The following is a 23,328-nucleotide window of genomic DNA, read 5'->3' on the forward strand; positions in this document are numbered from 1 at the left end:
AGTGCCCACCCAGCGGTTTTTGGCACGATTCACGCAAAAAGCAGGCTATCGCGTGAGGGTCAATAATGAAGGAACGAGTCGTTGATCGACAAAATGCCTTTTCCTGACCCTTAAGTCAGAAAATCATTGACCGAAAAGTCAGACCTGATAAATTCGGCGCATGTCGGTTAACAACAATAATGAGTTTGCGAGGCCTTCCGTGATCCAGTTTTTACTCAACCAGGAACTCCGTAGCGAGCACGCCCTGGACCCGAACCTGACCGTGCTCAATTATCTGCGCGACCATGTGGGCAAACCCGGCACCAAAGAAGGCTGCGCCAGCGGTGACTGTGGCGCGTGCACTGTGGTGGTCGGCGAGCTGCAGACGGATGACGATGGCCGCGAACACATTCGCTATCGCAGCCTCAACTCGTGCCTGACGTTCGTCTCCTCCTTGCACGGCAAACAACTGATCAGCGTCGAAGACCTCAAGCACAAAGGCCAACTGCACAGCGTGCAGAAAGCCATGGTCGAGTGCCACGGCTCGCAATGCGGCTTCTGTACTCCCGGCTTCGTCATGTCGCTGTTCGCGCTGCAAAAGAACAGCGACGCACCGGATCATCACAAGGCCCACGAAGCCCTGGCCGGCAACCTCTGCCGCTGCACTGGCTATCGGCCGATCCTCGCCGCTGCCGAACAAGCTTGCTGTAGCAAACAACCGGACCAGTTCGATGCCCGCGAGGCCGACACCATCGCTCGCCTGAAAGCCATCGCCCCCACCGACATCGGCGAACTCAACAGTGGCGACAAGCGCTGCCTGGTGCCGTTGACCGTAGCCGATCTGGCCGACCTCTACGACGCTTATCCACAGGCTCGCCTGCTGGCTGGCGGCACCGATCTGGCACTGGAAGTCACTCAGTTCCATCGCACCTTGCCGGTGATGATCTACGTCGGCAACGTCGCCGAAATGAAGCGCATCGAACGCTTCGACGATCGCCTGGAAATCGGCGCCGCCACCGCCCTCTCCGACTGTCATGACGCCTTGAAAGCCGAGTACCCGGACTTCGGCGAATTGCTGCAGCGCTTCGCTTCGTTGCAGATTCGCAACCAGGGCACCCTCGGCGGCAACATCGGCAACGCTTCGCCGATCGGTGACTCGCCACCGCTGCTGATCGCCCTTGGCGCGCAGGTCGTGCTGTGCAAAGGCGAGACTCGCCGCACCATGGCCCTGGAAGATTACTTCATCGATTACCGGGTCACCGCGCGCCAGGAAAGCGAGTTCATCGAGAAGATCATCGTGCCGCGTGCCAGCGCCGAACAACTGTTCCGCGCCTACAAGGTGTCGAAGCGTCTGGACGATGACATTTCCGCGGTCTGCGCGGCGTTCAACCTGCGTATCGACAATGGCGTGATCGCCGACGCCCGGGTCGCCTTCGGCGGCATGGCGGCGATCCCGAAACGCGCCAAAAGCTGCGAAGCCGCGCTGGTTGGCGCACCGTTCAACAACGCCACCATTGAACGCGCCTGCGCCGCACTGGCCGAAGATTTCACACCGCTCTCAGACTTCCGCGCCAGCAAGGAATACCGCCTGCTCAGCGCACAGAACCTGCTGCGTAAATACTTCATCGAACTGCAAACACCGCACATCGAGACTCGGGTGACCGCTTATGTCTAATCATCATGCCGTAGAGAAGACCCAAGCCGAACTGGCTGAATTGTTCGCCAAGGACCTGACCACCGGTGTCGGCCGCAGCGTCAAGCACGACAGCGCCGACAAGCATGTATCCGGTGAAGCGCAGTACATCGACGATCGGCTGGAATTCCCCAATCAGCTGCATGTTTACGCTCGGCTGTCGGACCGCGCCCACGCGAAAATCATCAGCATCGACACCAAGCCCTGCTACGCCTTCGAAGGCGTGCGCATCGCCATCACTCACAAAGATGTGCCAGGCCTGAAAGACATCGGCCCACTGTTGCCGGGCGACCCATTGCTGGCCATCGATGACGTGCAATTCGTCGGTCAACCGGTACTGGCCGTGGCGGCGAAAGACCTGGAAACCGCACGCAAAGCGGCCATGGCCGCGATCATCGAATACGAAGACCTCGAACCTGTATTGGACGTGGTCGAAGCCCTACGCAAACGCCACTTCGTGCTCGACAGCCACACCCACCAGCGCGGCGATTCGGCCACCGCGCTTTCTACTGCAGAGCATCGCATCCAGGGCACGCTGCACATCGGCGGCCAGGAACACTTCTACCTGGAAACCCAGATCTCTTCGGTGATGCCGACCGAAGACGGCGGCATGATCGTTTACTGCTCGACCCAGAATCCCACCGAAGTGCAGAAACTGGTGGCGGAAGTGCTGGACGTGTCGATGAACAAAATCGTCGTCGATATGCGCCGCATGGGCGGTGGTTTCGGCGGCAAGGAAACCCAGGCGGCAAGCCCGGCGTGCCTGTGCGCGGTGGTTGCGCACCTGACCGGCCAGCCGACCAAAATGCGCCTGCCGCGGGTCGAAGACATGCTGATGACCGGCAAGCGTCACCCGTTTTACGTCGAGTACGACGTAGGCTTCGACAGCACCGGTCGCCTGCACGGCATCGCCCTGGAACTGGCCGGCAACTGCGGTTGCTCGCCGGACTTGTCGGCATCGATTGTCGACCGCGCGATGTTCCATGCCGACAACTCGTACTACCTGGGCGACGCGACCATCAACGGTCACCGCTGCAAGACCAACACCGCCTCGAACACCGCTTACCGTGGTTTCGGTGGCCCGCAAGGCATGGTCGCCATCGAAGAAGTGATGGACGCCATCGCCCGCCGTCTGGGCCTCGATCCACTGGCCGTGCGCAAGGCCAATTACTATGGTAAAACCGAGCGCAACGTCACCCATTACTACCAGACCGTCGAGCACAACATGCTCGAGGAAATGACCGCGGAACTGGAAGAAAGCAGCCAGTACGCCGAACGTCGCGAAGCGATTCGTCGCTACAACGCCAACAGCCCGATCCTGAAAAAAGGCCTGGCGCTGACCCCGGTGAAATTCGGTATTTCCTTCACCGCCAGCTTCCTCAATCAGGCCGGTGCACTGATCCACATCTACACCGACGGCAGCATCCACTTGAACCACGGTGGCACCGAAATGGGCCAGGGTCTGAACACCAAGGTTGCGCAAGTCGTGGCTGAAGTGTTCCAGGTGGAAATGGACCGGGTGCAGATCACAGCGACCAACACCGACAAGGTGCCGAACACTTCGCCAACCGCTGCTTCGAGCGGCGCCGACCTCAATGGTAAAGCTGCGCAAAACGCGGCTGAAATCATCAAGAAACGCTTGGTGGAATTCGCCGCGCGGCAGTACAAGGTCAGCGAAGAAGACGTGGAATTCCACAACGGTCACGTGCGGGTTCGCGATTACATTCTGACGTTTGAAGCGTTGATCCAGCAGGCGTACTTTGCTCAGGTTTCGCTGTCGAGCACCGGCTTCTACAAGACCCCGAAAATCTACTACGACCGCAGTCAGGCCCGGGGTCGGCCGTTCTATTACTACGCCTTCGGTGCGGCCTGTGCCGAGGTGATCGTCGACACCCTGACCGGCGAGTACAAGATGCTGCGCACCGACATCCTCCACGACGTCGGCGACTCACTGAACCCGGCCATCGACATCGGTCAGGTCGAGGGTGGTTTCATCCAGGGCATGGGTTGGCTGACCATGGAAGAACTGGTGTGGAACAACAAGGGCAAACTGATGACCAACGGCCCGGCCAGCTACAAGATCCCGGCGGTGGCGGACATGCCATTGGACCTGCGAGTGAAGCTGGTGGAAAACCGCAAGAACCCGGAAGACACGGTGTTCCATTCCAAAGCCGTGGGTGAGCCGCCGTTCATGCTCGGTATCGCCGCGTGGTGCGCGATCAAGGACGCCGTGGCCAGTTTGGGCGACTACCAGCATCAACCGAAAATCGATGCACCGGCGACCCCGGAGCGGGTGTTGTGGGGCTGTGAGCAGATGCGGCAGTTGAAAGCGGTGAAAGCCGTGGAAGCTGAATCCGAGGTGGTGGTTTGATCGTTCCCACGCTCTGCGTGGGAATGCAGCCCGCGACGCTCTGCGTCGCATTGTGAACAGCGGACGCGGAGCGTCCAGAGATGCATTCCCACGCAGAGCGTGGGAACGATCTTGAGAGGTGAAACATGTACAACTGGATCGACGCCCTCGCCGACCTGCAAACCCGGGGTGAACCCTGTGTGTTGGTGACCATCATCGAAGAGCTCGGCTCGACGCCGCGCAATGCCGGTTCGAAGATGGTCATCAGCGCCACGCAAACGTTCGACACCATCGGTGGCGGGCATCTGGAATACAAGGCCATGCAGATCGGCCGCGAGATGCTTGCCAGCGGCCGGCAGGACACCCATCTGGAGCGCTTCAGCCTCGGCGCCAGCCTGGGCCAGTGCTGCGGTGGCGTGACCGTATTGCTGTTCGAACCGATGGGTCAGGTCCAGGCGCAGATTGCGGTGTTCGGCGCCGGCCACGTCGGTCGGGCGCTGGTGCCACTGCTCGCCAGCCTGCCGTGCCGGGTGCGCTGGATCGACTCGCGGGAAGCGGAATTCCCCGAGCAGATCCCCCACGGCGTGCGCAAAATCTTCACCGAAGAACCGCTGGATGAAGTCGATGACCTACCCACCGGCAGCTACTGCATCGTCATGACCCACAACCACCAGCTCGATCTCGAACTCACCGCCGCGATCCTCAAACGCAACGACTTCGCCTACTTCGGCCTGATCGGTTCGAAGACCAAACGGGTGAAGTTCGAACACCGCCTGCGTGATCGCGGTTTCGACAGCACCGTGCTGCAACGCATGCGCTGCCCGATGGGCCTGGGCGAAGTCAAAGGCAAGTTGCCTGTGGAAATCGCCATCTCCATCGCCGGCGAAATCATCGCTACCTATAACGCCAATTTCGGCCAGCACACTGCCAGCGCCGGATCATCGATTGCCAAATTGCTGCCTGCTTCACGCCGCAGCCAAGCAACCAATTGAGAACCCCCATGCCTCTGACTCGCAAAGCCTACCGCGCCGCCATTCTGCACAGCATCGCCGACCCTGCCGAAGTGGGCATCGAAGCCTCTTACGAGTATTTCGAAGACGGCTTGCTGCTGGTCGAGAACGGCCAGATCAGCGCCATCGGCCACGCCAGCGAATTGCTGCCGACCCTGCCGGCCGACATCGAGATCACTCATTATCAGGACGCACTGATCACCCCCGGCTTCATCGACACCCACATCCACTTGCCGCAAACCGGCATGGTCGGCGCCTATGGCGAGCAACTGCTGGACTGGCTCAACACCTACACGTTCCCATGCGAAAGCCAGTTCGCCGACAAGGCCCACGCGGATGAAGTCGCTGATATTTTCATCAAGGAACTGCTGCGCAACGGCACCACCACCGCGCTGGTGTTCGGCAGCGTGCATCCACAATCGGTGAATTCGTTTTTCGAGGCCGCCGAACAGCTGGACCTGCGGATGATCGCCGGCAAGGTGATGATGGACCGCAACGCGCCGGACTACCTGACCGACACTGCCGAATCGAGCTACGTCGAAAGCAAGGCGCTGATCGAGCGCTGGCACGGCAAGGGCCGATTGCACTATGCAGTTACCCCACGCTTCGCCCCGACCAGCACCCCGGAACAACTGACTCTCGCCGGTCAGTTGCTCAGCGAATACCCGGATCTGTACATGCAGACCCACATCAGCGAGAACCTCAAGGAAGTCGAGTGGGTCAAGGCACTGTTCCCGGAGCGCAAGGGCTACCTGGACGTCTACGATCACTACCAACTGCTCGGTGAGCGTTCGGTGTTCGCCCACGGCGTGCACCTGTGCGACGACGAATGCGCGCGCCTGGCGCAAACCGGTTCGGCCATCGCCTTCTGCCCGACCTCCAACTTCTTCCTCGGCAGTGGCTTGTTCAATCTGCCGATGGCCGAGAAGCACAAACTCAATGTCGGCCTCGGTACCGACGTCGGGGGTGGCACCAGTTTCTCGCTGCTGCAAACCCTGAACGAAGCCTACAAAGTCATGCAACTGCAAGGCGTGCGGCTGAGCCCGTTCAAGTCGCTGTACCTGGCCACCCTCGGCGGCGCCCGCGCGCTGCGCCTGGAAGACAAGATCGGTACCTTGCAACCAGGCACCGACGCGGACTTCCTGGTGCTGGACTACAACGCCACGCCACTGCTCAGCTATCGCCTGAAACAGACCAATAACATTGCCGAAACGTTGTTTGTATTGATGACACTGGGGGATGACCGGACGGTGTTGCAGACGTATGCGGCGGGGAATCTGGTGCATCAGCGCTAAGATCTTCCGGGCTGATCGTTCCCATGCTCCGCGTGGGAATGCCTCTAGGGACGCTCCGCGTCCAGTGACGCGGAGCGTCACGGGCTGCATTCCCACGCAGAGCGTGGGAACGATCTGATACTCAAAAAAATCCCCCGCAACCGGAAGGCTGCGGGGGATTTTTTATCATCGGTACTTCAGAGCTTCGCGACAGGCCGCCCCGGCTTCTTGGTCTGCAACAAATGCGAAAACACCGCATGCAAATCATCCGACGCACTTTCTTCGTCGAGGTTGAGCTTGCTGTCGATGTGGTCCATGTGATGCATCATCAGGTCCACCGCCAGGGTCGCGTCCCGCGCTTCGATGGCGTTGATCAACTGGGTGTGTTCATCGTAGGAACAGTGGGAACGGTTGCCGCTCTCGTACTGGGCGATGATCAACGAAGTCTGGGACACCAGGCTGCGCTGGAAGCTGATCAGCGGCGCGTTTTTCGCCGCTTCGGCCAGCTTCAAGTGAAACTCGCCCGACAGACGGATTCCGGCGCCACGATCGCCACGGGAGAAACTGTCGCGCTCGTCGTTGACCATCTGCCGCAAGTCGGCAATCTCCTCGGCCGTGGCATGCTGCACCGCCAGTTCAGTGATCGCCCGCTCCACCAGACGCCGCGCCATAAACACCTGACGGGCCTCTTCGACACTCGGGCTGGCGACGACAGCACCGCGATTCGGTCGCAGCAACACTACGCCTTCATGGGCCAGACGCGACAGCGCACGGCGAATGATGGTGCGGCTGACCCCGAAAATTTCCCCCAGCGCTTCTTCGCTCAACTTGGTGCCGGGCGCCAGACGCTGTTCGAGGATGGCCTCGAAGATATGCGCATAGACAATATCGTCCTGGGTACCGGTGCGGCCGGCTTTGCCTGCTCGCGGTTGTTTCTTGAGGGGTTGCAACTGTTCGTTCATGGGCACTCGAGTCGGGAGAACTGCGGCGAATTGACCGTGACTGTAATACGGCACAGTGGGTCGCTGGCAAGTATCGCGTAAAAAACACTGCAATTGTACACAATGGACGGTGGCAACACGACTGTACGGCTGTTTGTCGCCTTCGCTGTATTGCAACGACCGGTTACTTTTCAGTTTAGGCTTGAACGCAGAATCCGCAGCCTGAACACAATCCCCTGTGGGAGCGTGGCTTCGGACATCTTCACCCGTATAAGGAACGCCGCTGTCATGACCGACGCCACGCACACGCAGCTTCGCCCCCTGACTGATACGTCACCTTCGGCCATCGTCGCCGGGTTCATCGCCATGATGACCGGCTACACCAGCTCACTGGTGCTGATGTTCCAGGCCGGGCAAGCGGCGGGCCTGAGCAGCGGGCAGATTTCGTCGTGGATCTGGGCGATCTCCATCGGCATGGCGGTGTGCTCGATCGGCCTGTCCCTGCGCTACCGCACCCCGATCACCATCGCCTGGTCGACCCCCGGCGCGGCGTTGCTGATCACCAGCCTGGGCGGTGTCAGCTACGGCGAGGCCATCGGCGCCTACATTACTTGCGCGGTGCTGGTGACCCTTTGTGGTTTGACCGGCAGTTTCGAACGGCTGGTGAAAAAGATTCCGGCCTCATTGGCGGCGGCGTTGCTGGCGGGGATTCTGTTCAAGATCGGCAGCGAGATTTTCGTCGCCGCCCAGCACCGCACCGCACTGGTCCTGGGGATGTTCTTCACGTATCTGGTGGTCAAGCGCCTGTCACCGCGCTACGCCGTGCTGGCGGCACTGTTGATTGGCACCGCGCTGGCCGGTTTCATGGGGTTGCTGGATTTCAGTGGTTTTCACCTTGAAGTCGCGACGCCGGTCTGGACCACGCCGCATTTCTCCCTGGCCGCGACCATCAGCATCGGTATCCCGCTGTTCGTGGTGGCGATGACCTCGCAGAACATGCCGGGCATCGCCGTATTGCGCGCCGACGGTTACAACGTGCCGGCCTCGCCGCTGATCACCACTACCGGCATTGCCTCGTTGCTGTTGGCGCCGTTCGGTTCCCACGGGATCAACCTGGCCGCCATCAGCGCGGCGATCTGCACCGGGCCGCATGCCCATGAAGATCGCAACAAGCGCTACACGGCAGCGGTCTGGTGCGGGATTTTCTACGGGATTGCCGGGGTGTTCGGTGCGACATTGGCGGCGTTGTTTGCCGCATTGCCTAAGGAACTGGTGCTGTCGATTGCCGCGCTGGCGCTGTTCGGCTCGATCATCAATGGCTTGAGCATTGCCATGGCGCAAGTGCAGGAACGGGAAGCGGCGTTGATTACCTTTATGGTGACGGCGTCGGGGCTGACGCTGTTCTCCATCGGTTCGGCGTTCTGGGGGATTGTGGCGGGGGTGTTGACCTTGCTGATCTTGAACTGGCGCAAGGCCTGAGGGCCCCTTCGCGGGCCAAGCCATGCGCCTACAAAAAGCAGGCACAAAAAAACGGCGACCCTTGGGTCGCCGTTCTTTAGAACATCAAGCTACCGGATTGATCGGCTTTTCCGGGTACCAGACGTCGATCAGCGGGCTGACAGTCGCTTCTGTCAGTTCGCTGCGGCCTTTGAGCCAGGTTTCAACAGCGGCACGCTGCTCTTCGGATACCGAGCCACGCTTCTGCAGGCAAACCAGACCGAAATCGTCGCCGCCGACATAGCCCAGACCGTTGGCTTCCATGGCTTCTTTCAGGAACGCGTCGAGGAAAGCATCAATGGCTTCATCAGCCAAATCTTCTTTGAAATCCAGGTTCAGCTCGAAACCCAGCTCTTGAAATTCATCGACGCACAGTTTTTTGCGCAGACGCTGGGAACGGTTAGTCGCCATTGGAACAATCCTCATAAGTAATAACGGGCCGCACTTTAGCAGTTTAAGGCGCCGATTGCCCGCCTCAGAACGGTGCGACGCCTACCGTCGGTAAAAAAATACCGGATTAGGCGACCAAGGTACGGCACAAGCCGTTCCACCTTGGGGCATAATGCCGACACTTTCATGACCGCTGAGGGAGTTTATCGCCATGCCCTCGTCTTTTTTCCCCTCGGCTGTAGGGTTTTATTTCAGATGATCAAATCTTTGCGTCCATTGCTGCTGGCCAGCCTTCTTCTGCCTCTGGCCCTCCCTGTTTCCGCCGCGCCGATCAACACCGCCCTGTCACCCAACGTCGAAAAGGCCCTCAAGGCCAGCAAACTGCAGGACAGTGCCCTGTCGCTGGTGATGATCCCGCTCAACGGCCCGGGCACCCCGACCATTTTCAATGCCGACGTTTCGGTCAATCCGGCCTCGACCATGAAGCTGGTCACCACGTATGCCGCGCTGGAAATGCTTGGCCCCAACCACCAGTGGAAAACCGAGTTCTACACCGATGGCACCCTCAGCGGTGGCATCCTCAACGGCAACCTCTACCTCAAGGGTGGCGGCGATCCGAAGCTGAACATGGAAAAACTCTGGCTGCTGATGCGCGACTTGCGCGCCAATGGCGTGACCCAGGTCACCGGCGACCTGGTGCTGGACCGCGGCTTCTTCACACAACCGCAACTGCCCCAATTCAATGACGACGGCAATGACGAGAACAAACCGTTCCTGGTCAAGCCCGACGCGCTGCTGGTCAATCTCAAGGCCCTGCGCTTCGTGGCGCGCAACGACTCGGGCAAGGTCCTGGTGTCGGTCGAGCCGCCGATTGCCAGCATCCGTATCGACAATCAGGTCAAGGCGCTCAACTCCAAGCAATGCACCGGGGGCGTGCGCTACAACCCGGTGACCCAGGCCGATGGCAGCGTCACCGTGACCGTCGGCGGCCAGTTGGGCGAAGGTTGCAGCTCCCAGACCTACCTGTCGCTGCTCGACCATGCGACCTACACCGCCGGTGCTGTGCGGGCGATCTGGAAGGAGCTGGGCGGCAGCATCCAGGGCCAGGACCGTCTGGCACCGACGCCGAGCAGCGCCAAAGTGCTGGCCCGAGCCTACTCGCCAGACCTGGCGGAAATCATTCGCGACATCAACAAATACAGTAACAACACCATGGCTCAGCAGTTGTTCCTGAGCCTGGGCCAGAAGTTCCGCACTGACGCCGACGGTGACGACGCCAAGGCGGCCCAGCGTGTGGTGCGTCAGTGGCTGGCGCAGAAAGGCATCACCGCACCGCACCTGGTGATGGAAAACGGCTCCGGCCTGTCCCGCGCCGAGCGAGTGAGCGCCCGTGAAATGGCCGCGATGCTGCAAGCCGCCTGGCACAGCCCGTATGCCGCCGAGTTCATCAGCTCAATGCCGATTGCCGGCACCGACGGCACCATGCGTAAACGCCTGAAGACCACTGCGATGCGCGGTGAAGCCCACGTCAAGACCGGCACCCTGAATACCGTGCGCGCCATCTCCGGCTTCAGCCGTGACATCAATGGCAATACCTGGGCGGTGGTGGCGATCCTCAACGACAAGGCACCGTTTGGCGCCTCCTCGGTGCTGGATCAGGTACTGCTGGACCTGTATCGCCAGCCGAAACTGCCGACCACGGCTTCGGTGCTGTAATCCCCAACCTGATCGTTCCCACGCTCTGCGTGGGAATGCAGCCGGTGACGCTCCGCGTCCCTGCCGAAGCGGACGCGGAGCGTCCATTGAGGCATTCCCACGCAGAGCGTGGGAACGATCACAAGCCCCCTCGCCACATAGGCTCGCTCCCACAGGGATTGCATGCAGCCTGGGTTAATTCATCTGCCCCTCAACCCGATCCCGGCCCGCCTGCTTCGCCGCATAAACCCCCGAATCCGCCCGCAACAGCAACGCATCCGCGCCCTCTCCGGCCTTCCAGCTGGCAATCCCGAAACTCGCGGTGACGATCCCGACCTCGTCGATCGGCGCACTGCGCAACCCTTGCCACAACTCCACGGCTAATCCATGAGCCCGTATGCCGTCGATATCTGGACAGAGCACCATGAACTCTTCGCCCCCCAGGCGGCAGAACACATCGGTGCGTCGCAGGCGACCGCCAATGCGCTGACACACCGCCTGCAACACGCGATCGCCCACGGCATGACCGTGCTGGTCATTGATGCGCTTGAAGTGATCGATGTCGAGCATGATCACCGACAACTCGCCCCCGCCACGCTCGACTCGAGCCATTTCGGTGGTCAGGCGCTCCTGGAAGTAGCGGCGGTTATGAATCCCGGTCAGGGAGTCGGTCACTGACAGTGCGCGCAATTCCTCTTCCACGCGCTTCAGGTCAGAGATGTCGGAAATGTAGCCATGCCACAGCACGCCACCACCGGGCAGTTCCTCCGGAGTCGCTTCGCCGCGGACCCAGCGCAGGCCACGCTCGGGCAATTGCACGCGGTACTCTTCACGCCAGGGGCTGAGGGTGTCAGCCGAGGCCAGGATCGAAGCGCGGACCCGACGTGCGTCCTGAGGATGAATCCGCGCGAACACCGCTTCGGCATTGCGCAGCAGCACATCCGGCTCGAGTTCATAGATATCGCGCATACCGTCGCTGGCGTAGATCACGCTGAAGCGCCCATCGAATTCCATCTTGAACTGGTAAATCCCGCCGGGCACATGGGCGCTGAGTTTCTTCAACAACAGGTCCCGTGCCGCCAGGGCTTCGTGGACGCGCTTGCGCTCGGTGATGTCGATACAGATCGCCAGGTGCCCGACCCACAAGCCTTGCTCGTCGAGAACCGGGGTCGCCAGCATGTTCACCGCCAAGTGACTGCCGTCGTGGCGGACCAGCGTCCACTCCCGGGCTTCGTGACCGCCCTCTTCCCCGCCTTCGACCAGCATCGCCTGACACGTCGGGATCGGCTTGCCATAGCGCGCGCTCAACTCCGCCGACCGCGCCTCGAGTTCCCGGGGCAGGTGCAGGTTTTCCAGGGTCATGTGGCCCACGGCCTGTGCACTGGAGTAACCGAGCATGTGCTCTGCACCGGCGTTGAAGGTGCTGATGATCCCACGCAGGTCGGTGGCGATGATTGCCACCTGAGTCGCGGCATTCAGCACACCGCGTAACTGGCCATGAGTGCCGCGCAACTCTTGCTCCCGGGAGCGTAGTTCCTGGGTCCGCTGTTCCACCACCTGCAGCGCCCGTTGGCGCTGGCTGACCAACACATAGAGCAACACAGTGAGCAGCAGACTGAGCAAACCGCCGAGCACCACCAGGCTGGTCACCGAAGAATGGTTGGCTTGCAGGAACGCGATGCTGGGCCGCATATCCACTTGATATTCGTGGTCCGCCAGACGCAGCAATCGCGTGGAGGACAAGTCACTGGCCCCTGCCGTGTTGCTCGACTCGTACAACACTCCGTGCCGATCATCGGTGGATAAGTCGAGGATGCCCACCGAGAGAAAGTCATGATCGTCTTCCGGCAGCCCATCCGCCAGCAGCTGGCGCATGCTGATCACCGCCATGACATATCCGTCGGATACGGCGCTCGGGGTTTTCTGACGGTTGACCGGCGCCACCAGCAACACGCCTCGCGAATAGGCGGGCTCGATGCCTGCCAGATGCAACGGTTGCGACACGGCCATGCTGCCATTGCGATCGGCCCGTTCCAGGGTCGAACGACGCAGGGGCTGGGCCAGCAGGTCGTAACCCAGCTGCGTGGGCAGTCGGCTCTGGGTTTGGGTATAGAGCACCGGCACGTACTCGCCCCGCTCGCCGGCCTGTTGCAACTGGCCGTCGGCGTTGAGTTCGCGAAAGGTAAAATCGTTGAAGCCTTCTTCACGCACGGCGCGCTCAAGCATTGGCCGTTCGGTGCCGGAAACCCGCGGTGCCCAAGAGTAGGCCTGGGTGCGACGCAAAAGAGGTTTGGCGTACCCGTCGAATTCCTCGCGGGACACCGACTCGGAATTGGCGAAGAACCGCCGCAGGCCGTCGAGGCGCTGCTCCTGATCTTCGAAACGCTCTTCGATACGGCTGTAACGTTCACTGGCGAGCAACTGGAAACGTTGCTGCAATTGCTGGTGAAACTGATTGAGCGTCGCCCAGGCCAGCAAACCCGTGAGAATCCCGCCCACGAGCAATACCAGCAGTGCGACCAGCCAGGCCGAAACATCTTCGCGGATAAAACCCAGGATCTTGGGGCGCACGGCGTGCAACGACATAGAGACAGCTCAAAACGCCAGGTGCCGGAAAAGCCCATTGGCCGTGGGATGAGTTATAGCTATTAGCCACTAATTTGACCAGCACTGAAAGAACCCAAGAGCCTTTAAAAATCAAGGCTCTGTGGATCCAATCGTGCTCAAGTGTCAGCGAGCAGTGATTTTCCAGGCACGGTGGATCTTGCCATTGCGGGCGAAATCCGGATCGATGGTCTGGGTGGTGATTTCTTCAACGGCATAACGCTCGGTGAGGTTTTCCTCAAGCGCGAACTTGCGGAAGTTGTTGGAGAAGTACAACACCCCGCCCGGCGCGAGCCGCGCCATGGCCAGGTCGATCAACTGCACCTGGTCACGCTGAACGTCGAAGATCCCTTCCATCCGCTTGGAGTTGGAGAAGGTCGGCGGGTCGATGAAGATCAGGTCGTACTCTTCACGGCAGGCGTCGAGCCAGGCCATCACATCGCCCTGCTCCAGACGGTTCTTGTCGGAGAAACCGTTCAGCGACAGGTTGCGCCGCGCCCAGTCCAGGTAGGTTTTCGACAGGTCGACGCTGGTGGTGCTGCGCGCGCCGCCCTTGGCCGCATGCACGCTGGCGGTCGCGGTGTAGCAATACAGGTTGAGGAAGCGCTTGCCGGCCGCCTCTTTCTGGATCCGCATGCGCATCGGCCGGTGGTCGAGGAACAGCCCGGTGTCGAGGTAGTCGGTGAGGTTCACCAACAGCTTCACACCGCCTTCGTTGACCTCGTTGAACTTGCCCTGAGCGCTCTGGCGTTCGTACTGCTTGGTGCCGCTCTGACGCTCACGACGTTTGACCACCACGCGGCTCTTGTCGATGTTCAACGCTTGCGGGATTGCCGCCAGGGCATCGAACATCCGCGCCGAGGCTTTTTCCGGGTCGATGGATTTCGGCGCGGCGTATTCCTGAACGTGGACCCAGTCGTGATACAGGTCGATGGCCATGGAATATTCCGGCATGTCGGCATCGTAAACGCGGTAGCAGTCGATGCCTTCACGCTTGACCCACTTGCCCAGCGCCTTGACGTTCTTTTGCAGACGGTTGGCAAACATCTGCCCGCCTTCGCTCAGGCGCGGCTGCTCGACCACCACCGGTGCCGGTTTGATCGGGTTGCCGTTCTTGTTGTACTTCTCGTACTTGCCCGGCGCTTCGATGTTCGACGGTGCATCGGACTCAGCCTGTTCACGCTCGATCTGGCGCTGTTCCGGGGTGCGACGCTCGCCGGTGACGAACTGGTCCGGCGTGACCTTGATCAGTAGCAACTTGCACGGCAAGGCGCCGTTCCAGAACGAATACTGCTTGTGGCTGCGGATGCCCATGCGCTTGCCCAGGTCCGGGGCGCCAGTGAACACCGCTGCTTCCCAGTTCAGGCAAGCCTGACGCAGACGCTCGCCGAGGTTCTGATAGAGGTAAAGCAGGCTCGCCTCGTCGCCCAGACGCTCACCGTACGGAGGATTGCAGATCACCAGGCCTTTCTGGTTCTGGTCCGGGCGCGGCTCGAAAGTCGCCACTTCGCCCTGGTAGATCTTGATCCACTCGCTCAGACCGGCACGTTCCACGTTGTTGCGGCCCGGTTGAATCAGCCGTGGGTCGGCTTCGTAACCGCGAATCCACAGCGGTGGCTTGGCCAGGCCGGCCGCGGCGCGTTCGGTGGCTTCTTCGTGGAGCTTTTTCCACAGCGCCGGCACGTGACCGAGCCAGGCGGTGAAGCCCCATTGCTCGCGACGCAGGTTCGGCGCCATGTCGGCGGCGATCATGGCGGCTTCTACCAGGAACGTGCCGACACCGCACATCGGGTCAGCCAACGCGCCGCCATCGGCGGCAATCCGTGGCCAGCCGGAACGGATCAGAATCGCCGCCGCGAGGTTTTCCTTCAGCGGCGCCGCGCCCTGCTGCAAGCGATAACCGCGCTGGTGCAGGCTATGGCCGGAAAGGTCGAGGGACAGAATCGCTTCGCCACGGTCCAGGCGCAGGTGAATGCGCAGGTCCGGGTTGAGCTTGTCGATGGACGGGCGATCACCTTGTGGAGTGCGCAGTTTATCGACGATCGCATCCTTGACCTTCAAGGCGCCGAAGTGGGTGTTATCGATGCCCGAACCGTGACCGCTGAATTCGACAGCCAGGGTGCCATCATTGAGCATGTGGTCTTGCCACTCGATGTCCAGCACGCCGTGGTAGAGGTCTTCGGCGTCTTTCATCGGGAAGCGCTTGAGCACCAGCAGCACCCGGTTCGCCAGACGCGACCACAGGCACAGGCGATAAGCGGTTTCCATGGTGGCCATGCCGCGCACAGCCGAGGTGTGCTCGCGTGCGTCTTCAAGGCCAAGCCCGACGGCTTCCTCGATGAGCAGGCCTTCAAGGCCTTTGGGGCAAGTGAGGAAGAGTTCGAAACGATCGGACATGGTAATTCCAGAGCCTTTAGCTAAGTGAACCGGCAACGCATTGCCGATCCGGTTTTCAATCAGGCGCTTTTCTAAAAGAGCGCCCGCGTGGCACGAAGGTGTGCCGTCCCACACTGACTGCTCGGGTTAAAAGAGCTTAGATGCCAGGGCAGATAAAAAAGTTGATGCAACAAAATGTCATAAGTCGACCCTTCGTCGAATAGTCCCCAAGAGCAACGGGTGTCATTCTCGTTAAAGGCCCAACCCCATCACCCTGCGCAGGGCCGATCATACCGGGGTTTGGCCAATAAACACGGGACAAATATCGTGTTACTTATGGCCATAGCATCTTTATGGTTACGTTCTTATGACAAAACGATCATTCCCTCGATGTGACGCATTGGTTAGAACTCAACTCAGGTTGACGTCGCAACGGCGTCAACACCTTGGCTCGCGACGCCGGCAGCGAGCCACCAACGGCAGAGTTTTTCTGCCTGACCTCGATTGAGGTCGACGCGATAAATACAGTCAACAAGTGAGGGCAACACCCTATGAGAAGACTTAAGCGTGATCCGTTGGAAAGAGCATTTTTGCGCGGATATCAATATGGCGTTGGTGGTAAATCCCGTGAGCTTTGCCCTTTTACTCTACCGTCGGTACGCCAAGCCTGGATCAATGGCTGGCGAGAAGGACGCGGCGACAATTGGGACGGTATGACCGGCACTGCGGGAATCCACAGACTCAACGAACTTCACGCCGTCGGCTAATACAGGGCACACACTCCGACACGACAATCTGATTACGTAACGACTTAACCACGCACGTCCCATCCGGACGGCGGGCTTCGGCCCAGGGGCTCCTTCGAGGAGCCCTTTTTTATGCCTGCCAGAAACTCAATCTCGAGCTGCAAACACATTATCTGTGGGAGCGCAGGGCGGCGATGGCATCCACCGATTCACGAATCAGCGCCGGGCCTTTATAGATAAAGCCGGAGTAGATCTGCACCAGGCTCGCACCCGCAGCGATTTTTTCAGCCGCGTGATGGCCTTCGGTAATGCCGCCCACGGCGATGATCGGCAAGCGACCGGCCAGTTCCGCGGCCAGCACCTTCACGGTGTGGGTGCTCTTTTCGCGAACCGGAGCACCGGACAACCCGCCCGCCTCATCACCATGTTCCAAGCCTTCGACGCCGACGCGGCTCAGGGTGGTATTGGTGGCGATCACGGCGTCCATCCCGGTTTCGATCAATGCCTGGGCGACTTGAACGGTTTCTTCATCGGTCATGTCCGGCGCGATCTTGATCGCCAGCGGAACATGCTTGCCGTGGCGCTGGGCAAGTTCCGCCCGGCGCGTGGCCAGGTCGGCGAGCAATTGCTTGAGCGAGTCGCCGAATTGCAGGCTGCGCAGGCCCGGGGTGTTCGGTGAGCTGACGTTGACCGTCACGTAGCTGGCGTGGGCGTAGACCTTGTCCAGGCAGATCAGGTAATCGTCGACCGCACGTTCAACCGGAGTATCGAAGTTCTTGCCGATGTTGATGCCCAACACGCCCTTGTACTTGGTCGCCGCCACGCGAGCGAGCAAGTGATCGACGCCGAGGTTGTTGAAACCCATGCGGTTGATGATCGCCTCGGCTTGCGGCAAGCGGAAAATCCGTGGTTTCGGGTTTCCCGGTTGCGGGCGCGGGGTAATGGTGCCGATTTCGACGAAACCGAAACCCAATTGGGCAAACCCGTCGATTGCCGCGCCGTTCTTGTCCAGACCGGCCGCCAGCCCCACCGGGTTCGGAAACTCCAGGCCCATGACCGTCACCGGCAGTTTCGCCGGTGCCTTGCACAGCAAGCCGTTGAGGCCCAAACGCCCGCCCGCGCCGATCAGGTCCAGGGACAGATCGTGGGAGGTTTCCGGGGAAAGTTTGAACAGCAGCTGACGGGCCAGGGTGTACATGGGCAGGCTTGACTCGGTTGACGATGAGAGGCGGCGATTATAGCCGTGCATCGGCTCCACAGGCGAGGCACGCGACAAAATCAGCCAGCGATGGCATATGCCTTGCACCGTTACAGGCATCAGCACTCATGCCAACGACGGAATGAGTGGAAGGACAATGGCGTCGTCACCCGGCTTTGCGCACGCAAGGGCCTTGGGACGACGCTTTTTTTTGGAAGGTGCGAAATCGATGAACGAACCATTAGCCGGCCCACTGGCCTGGGTCAACGGCAGCGATGCCCCGGAAAAAACCGCAATCAACCTCGGCTTCATGGCCCTGAGCGACTGCGCCTCAGTGGTGGTCGCCGCCACCCAGGGCTTCGCCCAGCCCTATGGCCTGACCCTGAACCTCAAGCGCCAATCGTCGTGGGCCAACCTGCGGGACAAACTGGTCAGCGGCGAACTCGACGCCGCCCACAGCCTGTACGGCCTGATCTACGCCGTGCACCTGGGCATCGGCGGCGTAGCGTCCACCGACATGGCCGTGCTCATGGGCCTGAACCAGAACGGCCAGAGCATCAACCTCTCCCACGGCTTGCAGGCCCTGGGCGTGACCAGTCCTGAAGCACTGGATCGGCACGTGCACCAAAGTCGCCCAAAACTGACCTTCGCCCAGACATTTCCCACGGGCACCCACGCCATGTGGCTGTATTACTGGTTGGCGAGCCAGGGCATTCATCCGTTGCAGGATGTCGACAGCGTGGTGGTGCCGCCGCCGCAAATGGTCGCGCACCTGCAAGCCGGGCGCATTGACGGCTTCTGCGTCGGTGAGCCATGGGCCGCCAGCGCAGTGCAGCAGAACCTCGGGTTTACGATGGCCACCACCCAGACCCTCTGGCCCGATCACCCGGAAAAAGTCCTCGGCTGCACCCGCGCCTTCGTCGAACAATACCCCAACACCGCCCGGGCCTTGGTAATGGCGATCCTCGAAGCGAGCCGGTTCATCGAAGCCAGCCGCGAAAATCGCTGCAGCACCGCGCAACTGTTGAGCGCCCCTGAATACCTGGATGCCCCGTTCGACTGCATCGAACCACGCTTGCTCGGTGACTACGCAGACGGTTTGGGTAATCGCTGGCAAGACCCGCACGCGATGCGTTTCCATGGCGGTGGCGAGGTCAACCTGCCGTATTTGTCCGACGGCATGTGGTTCATGACCCAGTTCCGTCGCTGGGGGTTGCTGCGTGACGACCCGGATTACCTCGGCGTGGCCCGTCAGGTCCAGCAACTAGACTTATACCGTGAGGCCGCCACCGCTATCGGTGTGCCCGCCCGGAGTCAGGAAATGCGCAGCAGTCAACTGATCGACGGCAAAGTCTGGGACGGCTCGGACCCGGCCGGCTATGCCCGCAGCTTCACGCTGCACGCCATGAGCGACAGCGCTCCCCTTCTCGCCAGCCGCTGACAGGAGCCTGCGAATATGTTGCGTATCCTGCTGATCAACGACACCGCGAAGAAAGTCGGGCGTCTGAAAGCGGCCCTGATCGAGGCCGGGTTCGAGGTCATCGATGAATCCGGCTTGACCATTGACCTGCCCGCGCGCGTCGAAACGGTGCGCCCGGACGTAATCCTGATCGATACCGAGTCACCGAGCCGCGACGTGATGGAGCAAGTGGTGCTGGTCACCCGCGACCAACCACGGCCGATCGTGATGTTTACCGACGAGCACGACCCCGGCGTGATGCGCCAGGCGATCAAGTCTGGCGTCAGTGCCTACATCGTCGAAGGCATTCACGCACAACGCTTGCAGCCGATTCTCGACGTGGCCATGGCGCGCTTTGAAAGCGACCAGGCCCTGCGCGCGCAACTGCACGCCCGCGACCAGCAACTGGCCGAGCGCAAGCGCATCGAGCTGGCCAAGGGGCTGCTGATGAAGATGAAGGACTGCAACGAAGAAGAGGCCTACACCCTGATGCGCCGCCAGGCCATGAGCCGCCAGCAGAAGCTGATACAGGTGGCGGAGCAGATTATTGCCATGAGTGAGTTGCTTGGCTGAAGCCTTACCTCTGTGGCGAGGGAGCTTGCTCCCGCTGGGCTGCGAAGCGGCCCCAAAACCAGCCAACCCGGTAAATCAAACACAACACGGGGGCAGGATTTACGACTGCTTCGCAGCCGAGCGGGAGCAAGCTCCCTCGCCACAACGACCTCTATAGCCACAACCACCGATTGTTGGCACAAATCTCGCTAAGTAAATCCCTGCAAGGTAACCAACGGCGGTTGCCCCACCTACGACAAAGACGTCGCTCACCTCATTCGCCCCCTGGCGGATCGGGTAGCGGCGTTTTTCCGTTTTGGCCCCAGAGACCGGGGCTGGTGGTGCGGCCGTTGCGGCGCCCCACCTGCAAGCTCATGACTCCTTCTTGATACGCCTGACAGCTGAGGTGCGCGATGAATTCAAGCTTCTGGAAATCCGGCCATACCCCGACCCTGTTCGCAGCCTTCCTCTATTTCGATCTGAGCTTCATGGTCTGGTATCTGCTCGGCCCAATGGCGGTGCAGATCGCCGCTGACCTGCACCTGACCACCCAACAGCGCGGGCTGATGGTGGCCACGCCAATTCTGGCCGGGGCCGTGTTGCGCTTTGCGATGGGCCTGCTGGCTGATCGCCTGTCGCCAAAGACCGCCGGGATAATCGGCCAGGTGATCGTCATCTGCGCCCTGTTAGTCGCCTGGAAACTCGGGATTCACAGTTACGAGCAGGCGCTGTTGCTGGGCCTGTTCCTCGGCATGGCCGGTGCGTCCTTCGCCGTCGCCCTGCCATTGGCCTCGCAATGGTATCCGCCCCAGCATCAAGGCAAAGCCATGGGCATCGCCGGTGCCGGTAACTCGGGCACCGTGCTCGCTGCGCTGATCGCCCCAGTGCTGGCTGCCGCATTTGGCTGGAGCAATGTGTTCGGCTTCGCCCTGATCCCGCTGATCCTGACCCTGATCGTCTTCTACTGGCTGGCCAAGAATGCGCCTGAGCGCCCGAAAGCCAAGTCCATGTCCGACTACTTGAAGGCCTTGGGCGACCGCGACAGCTGGTGGTTCATGTTTTTCTACAGCGTGACCTTCGGTGGCTTCATCGGTCTGGCCAGCGCCCTGCCCGGCTACTTCAACGACCAGTACGGCCTGAGCCCGGTGACCGCCGGCTACTACACTGCAGCTTGCGTGTTCGGTGGCAGCCTGATGCGTCCTTTGGGCGGCGCACTGGCAGATCGCTTCGGCGGGATTCGCACCTTGCTGGCGATGTACACCGTGGCAGCGATCTGCATCGCGACGGTGGGTTTCAATCTGCCAAGTTCCTACGCCGCATTGGCGCTTTTCGTCTGCACCATGCTCGGTTTGGGTGCAGGCAACGGTGCCGTATTCCAGCTGGTCCCGCAGCGTTTTCGTCGGGAGATCGGTGTAATGACCGGGTTGATCGGCATGGCCGGCGGCATCGGTGGCTTTGCACTGGCGGCTGGCATGGGCGCGATCAAGCAAAGCACTGGCAGCTATCAAATGGCCTTGTGGTTGTTCGCCAGCCTTGGCGTACTTGCCTGGTTCGGTCTGCACGGTGTGAAACGTCGCTGGAGAACCACTTGGGGTTCGGCAGCCGTCACCGCTGCACGGGTGTGAGGACTGAATGAGCCTGCAACTGAGCTTCGCCGAACACAGCGCCATCGGCCCCCGCGAGGAGAACCAGGACGCTCTGCGCCTGGTCACTCCGGCCCCGGCGCTGGCGGCAAGCAAGGGTTACCTGTTCGCCATCGCCGACGGCGTCAGCCAATGTGCCGATGGCGGGCTCGCGGCCCGTTCGACCTTGCAGGCCCTGGCGCTGGACTACTACGCCACCCCGGAAACTTGGGGTGTCGCCCAGGCATTGGACCGTCTGCTACTGGCGCAAAATCGTTGGTTGCAGGCTAACGGTGGCGGGCAACCGCTGCTGACCACGGTCAGTGCCTTGGTGATGCGCGGCAGGCGTTTCACGCTGGCTCATGTGGGCGATTGCCGGGTTTATCGCTGGCACGCCGACACGCTGCAACGGGTGAGCGAAGATCACGTCTGGGACCAGCCGGGCATGCAGCACGTGCTCAAGCGGGCCTTGGGGCTGGATCAACATCTGGTGCTGGATTTTCTCGATGGCGAACTGCGCCTGAACGAGAGTTTCGTGCTGCTCAGCGATGGCATCTGGGCCGTGCTGGGCGACACGGCTATTGCGGCGATTCTGCGCGATCAACCTGACCTGGACAGTGCCGCGCAGACACTGGTCAGCGCGGCGCACCTGGCCGGCAGTCAGGACAACGCCAGCGCCCTGCTGGTGCGGGTCGATGCCTTGGGTGAAACCAGCATTGGCGACGCGCTGATTCACTTGCAGCAATGGCCACTCCCGCCTGCGCTGAAACCGGGCCAGACCTTCGAAGGCTGGCAGGTCGAAGGGATCCTCGGCCAGAGCCAGCAATCGCTGCTCTACCGGGTGCGCGACGCACAACAACAGCGTTGGCTGCTGAAAACCTTGCCCGGCGCTCTACGTGACGATCACCGGGCCGGGCAGGCATTGTTGTCGGAGGAATGGTTTCTCAAGCGTGTGGCCGGGCGGCATTTCCCTGAAGTCCATGCCGCCAGTCAGCGTCAGCATTTGTACTACGTGATGCGTGAATATTCCGGGTCTACCCTGGCTGAGCTGCATGAGCGTGTCGCAACGCTGCCATTGGCTCAATGGCAGGATCTGGCCGAACGCCTGCTGCGGGCGGTCGGCATGCTGCATCGACGGCAGATTCTGCATCGCGATATCAAACCGGAGAATCTGCTGCTGGGGGACGACGGCGAGCTGCGCCTGCTGGATTTCGGCCTCGCCTACTGCCCCGGACTGTCCGAGGATCAAGCCTTCGCCCTGCCCGGAACGCCCAGCTATATCGCGCCGGAAGCCTTTCGAGGTGACCCGCCGACACCGCAACAGGATCTGTATGCGGTCGGCGTGACCTTGTATTACCTGCTCACCGGGCATTATCCCTACGGCGAAATCGAAGCGTTCCAGCGTCCACGCTTTGGTGTGCCGGTCAGCGCCAGTCGCTACCGGCCCGACCTGCCGGAATGGATCGCACAAAGCCTGGAGCGCGCGGTGGCGGCGGCTCCGGATCAGCGCTTTGAAACGGCGGAAGAATGGTTGCTGGTGCTGGAACAAGGGGAACGACGCAGCTTGAGCGTGCGCCCCAGACCGTTACTGGAGCGCGAGCCGTTGAAGGTCTGGCGGACGTTGGCGCTGGTGTCGTTGCTGGTGAATCTGGTGCTGCTGTTTTTGCTGTTTCATGGTTGAGTTTTTCACTGCCCCCAAAAGATCAAAAGATCGCAGCCTTCGGCAGCGCCTACAGGTGCCCACGATCTCCCGTAGGAGCTGCCGCAGGCTGCGATCTTTTGACTTTTTTGCTTCATAACCGGGCATAGCGCCTTGAACCGGTGCACGCAAACACCCTCATCCCACGCTGAGAGCCCATAAGTTCGGCATTTGTGCGACTTGGCACAACCACTGCATTACCTTTCCCAACATACATAAAGCCCGGCCTTCAACGTAGAAGGC

Annotated in this window: 16 protein-coding genes; 11 read left to right on the forward strand and 5 right to left on the reverse strand. The window is 61.0% G+C overall.

Going from position 1 to position 23,328, the window contains the following annotated elements; genetic code table 11:
• Window positions 1-199: 199 nt before the first annotated feature.
• From xdhA to guaD, 4 genes are all read left to right on the forward strand, one after another.
• Complete coding sequence (gene xdhA, locus AACY49_RS12320) at window positions 200-1,654, forward strand: xanthine dehydrogenase small subunit (protein WP_339523973.1); 1,455 nt, start codon at window positions 200-202, stop codon at window positions 1,652-1,654.
• Entirely contained in the window at window positions 1,647-4,043 is a 2,397-nt protein-coding gene (xdhB, locus tag AACY49_RS12325; RefSeq protein WP_258696760.1) for a xanthine dehydrogenase molybdopterin binding subunit, read from the forward strand. Before xdhA ends, xdhB begins: the two co-directional genes overlap by 8 nt.
• Before the next feature lie 125 nt (window positions 4,044-4,168).
• Window positions 4,169-5,014 carry a xanthine dehydrogenase accessory protein XdhC gene (gene xdhC, locus AACY49_RS12330; protein WP_339523976.1) on the forward strand — a complete coding sequence of 282 codons (846 nt, stop codon included), beginning with the start codon at window positions 4,169-4,171 and terminating at the stop codon, window positions 5,012-5,014.
• A gap of 8 nt (window positions 5,015-5,022) precedes the next feature.
• The gene (gene guaD / locus AACY49_RS12335) at window positions 5,023-6,327 is read left to right on the forward strand and encodes a guanine deaminase (protein ID WP_339523978.1); all 1,305 of its coding nucleotides are present in this window, start codon (window positions 5,023-5,025) and stop codon (window positions 6,325-6,327) included.
• A 176-nt stretch (window positions 6,328-6,503) separates the two neighbouring features.
• On the opposite strand, the gene AACY49_RS12340 is transcribed toward guaD, so the two are convergent.
• Window positions 6,504-7,268 carry a GntR family transcriptional regulator gene (locus AACY49_RS12340; RefSeq protein WP_223484660.1) on the reverse strand — a complete coding sequence of 255 codons (765 nt, stop codon included), beginning with the start codon at window positions 7,266-7,268 and terminating at the stop codon, window positions 6,504-6,506.
• A gap of 267 nt (window positions 7,269-7,535) precedes the next feature.
• On the opposite strand from AACY49_RS12340, the gene AACY49_RS12345 reads away from it, so the two are divergent.
• Window positions 7,536-8,726 (forward strand): benzoate/H(+) symporter BenE family transporter, encoded by a 1,191-nt coding sequence (locus AACY49_RS12345; protein ID WP_339523983.1) that lies wholly within the window; start codon window positions 7,536-7,538, stop codon window positions 8,724-8,726.
• Between the two features lie 84 nt (window positions 8,727-8,810).
• On the opposite strand, the gene AACY49_RS12350 is transcribed toward AACY49_RS12345, so the two are convergent.
• Entirely contained in the window at window positions 8,811-9,155 is a 345-nt protein-coding gene (locus AACY49_RS12350) for a YggL family protein (RefSeq protein ID WP_258696764.1), read from the reverse strand.
• A 234-nt stretch (window positions 9,156-9,389) separates the two neighbouring features.
• Between AACY49_RS12350 and dacB the strand changes: the two genes are divergently transcribed.
• A complete protein-coding gene (gene dacB, locus AACY49_RS12355; protein WP_339523986.1) occupies window positions 9,390-10,850 on the forward strand; it encodes a D-alanyl-D-alanine carboxypeptidase/D-alanyl-D-alanine endopeptidase in 1,461 nt (486 codons plus the stop codon).
• A 174-nt stretch (window positions 10,851-11,024) separates the two neighbouring features.
• Here dacB and AACY49_RS12360 read toward each other — a convergent pair whose 3' ends face one another.
• Window positions 11,025-13,415, reverse strand: coding sequence for a sensor domain-containing diguanylate cyclase (locus AACY49_RS12360; protein WP_339523988.1), 2,391 nt, complete (start codon window positions 13,413-13,415; stop codon window positions 11,025-11,027).
• A 144-nt stretch (window positions 13,416-13,559) separates the two neighbouring features.
• On the reverse strand, window positions 13,560-15,830 hold the full coding sequence (gene rlmKL / locus AACY49_RS12365; protein WP_339523990.1) for a bifunctional 23S rRNA (guanine(2069)-N(7))-methyltransferase RlmK/23S rRNA (guanine(2445)-N(2))-methyltransferase RlmL: 2,271 nt from the start codon (window positions 15,828-15,830) through the stop codon (window positions 13,560-13,562).
• Window positions 15,831-16,360: 530 nt separating this feature from the next.
• Between rlmKL and rmf the strand changes: the two genes are divergently transcribed.
• Complete coding sequence (gene rmf / locus AACY49_RS12370; protein ID WP_003223300.1) at window positions 16,361-16,576, forward strand: ribosome modulation factor; 216 nt, start codon at window positions 16,361-16,363, stop codon at window positions 16,574-16,576.
• Between the two features lie 148 nt (window positions 16,577-16,724).
• Here the strand turns inward: rmf and AACY49_RS12375 are convergent, their stop codons facing one another.
• On the reverse strand, window positions 16,725-17,753 hold the full coding sequence (locus tag AACY49_RS12375; protein WP_339523992.1) for a quinone-dependent dihydroorotate dehydrogenase: 1,029 nt from the start codon (window positions 17,751-17,753) through the stop codon (window positions 16,725-16,727).
• 229 nt (window positions 17,754-17,982) lie between these two features.
• On the opposite strand from AACY49_RS12375, the gene AACY49_RS12380 reads away from it, so the two are divergent.
• The 4 genes from AACY49_RS12380 to AACY49_RS12395 all read left to right on the forward strand — a co-directional run bounded on the left by AACY49_RS12380 (window position 17,983) and on the right by AACY49_RS12395 (window position 23,067).
• Entirely contained in the window at window positions 17,983-19,194 is a 1,212-nt protein-coding gene (locus AACY49_RS12380; RefSeq protein ID WP_339523994.1) for a CmpA/NrtA family ABC transporter substrate-binding protein, read from the forward strand.
• 15 nt (window positions 19,195-19,209) lie between these two features.
• Window positions 19,210-19,785 (forward strand): ANTAR domain-containing response regulator, encoded by a 576-nt coding sequence (locus AACY49_RS12385; protein ID WP_007940646.1) that lies wholly within the window; start codon window positions 19,210-19,212, stop codon window positions 19,783-19,785.
• 392 nt (window positions 19,786-20,177) lie between these two features.
• Window positions 20,178-21,389 carry a nitrate/nitrite transporter gene (locus AACY49_RS12390; RefSeq protein WP_258696770.1) on the forward strand — a complete coding sequence of 404 codons (1,212 nt, stop codon included), beginning with the start codon at window positions 20,178-20,180 and terminating at the stop codon, window positions 21,387-21,389.
• Between the two features lie 7 nt (window positions 21,390-21,396).
• Complete coding sequence (locus AACY49_RS12395) at window positions 21,397-23,067, forward strand: bifunctional protein-serine/threonine kinase/phosphatase (protein WP_339523999.1); 1,671 nt, start codon at window positions 21,397-21,399, stop codon at window positions 23,065-23,067.
• Window positions 23,068-23,328: the final 261 nt, after the last annotated feature.

Origin of the sequence: Pseudomonas sp. EL_65y_Pfl2_R96 (assembly GCF_963970905.1) — a bacterium.
Classification (GTDB): domain Bacteria; phylum Pseudomonadota; class Gammaproteobacteria; order Pseudomonadales; family Pseudomonadaceae; genus Aquipseudomonas.

Coding starts and splice junctions, on each gene's coding strand:
- AACY49_RS12390 (WP_258696770.1), top strand. CDS start 20,178: ATGAATTCAAGCTTCTGGAAATCCGGCCATACCCCGACCCTGTTCGCA.
- AACY49_RS12380 (WP_339523994.1), top strand. CDS start 17,983: ATGAACGAACCATTAGCCGGCCCACTGGCCTGGGTCAACGGCAGCGAT.
- xdhB (WP_258696760.1), top strand. CDS start 1,647: ATGTCTAATCATCATGCCGTAGAGAAGACCCAAGCCGAACTGGCTGAA.
- AACY49_RS12360 (WP_339523988.1), bottom strand. CDS start 13,415: ATGTCGTTGCACGCCGTGCGCCCCAAGATCCTGGGTTTTATCCGCGAA.
- AACY49_RS12385 (WP_007940646.1), top strand. CDS start 19,210: ATGTTGCGTATCCTGCTGATCAACGACACCGCGAAGAAAGTCGGGCGT.
- xdhC (WP_339523976.1), top strand. CDS start 4,169: ATGTACAACTGGATCGACGCCCTCGCCGACCTGCAAACCCGGGGTGAA.
- AACY49_RS12375 (WP_339523992.1), bottom strand. CDS start 17,753: ATGTACACCCTGGCCCGTCAGCTGCTGTTCAAACTTTCCCCGGAAACC.
- rlmKL (WP_339523990.1), bottom strand. CDS start 15,830: ATGTCCGATCGTTTCGAACTCTTCCTCACTTGCCCCAAAGGCCTTGAA.
- AACY49_RS12340 (WP_223484660.1), bottom strand. CDS start 7,268: ATGAACGAACAGTTGCAACCCCTCAAGAAACAACCGCGAGCAGGCAAA.
- guaD (WP_339523978.1), top strand. CDS start 5,023: ATGCCTCTGACTCGCAAAGCCTACCGCGCCGCCATTCTGCACAGCATC.
- AACY49_RS12350 (WP_258696764.1), bottom strand. CDS start 9,155: ATGGCGACTAACCGTTCCCAGCGTCTGCGCAAAAAACTGTGCGTCGAT.
- AACY49_RS12345 (WP_339523983.1), top strand. CDS start 7,536: ATGACCGACGCCACGCACACGCAGCTTCGCCCCCTGACTGATACGTCA.
- rmf (WP_003223300.1), top strand. CDS start 16,361: ATGAGAAGACTTAAGCGTGATCCGTTGGAAAGAGCATTTTTGCGCGGA.
- dacB (WP_339523986.1), top strand. CDS start 9,390: ATGATCAAATCTTTGCGTCCATTGCTGCTGGCCAGCCTTCTTCTGCCT.
- AACY49_RS12395 (WP_339523999.1), top strand. CDS start 21,397: ATGAGCCTGCAACTGAGCTTCGCCGAACACAGCGCCATCGGCCCCCGC.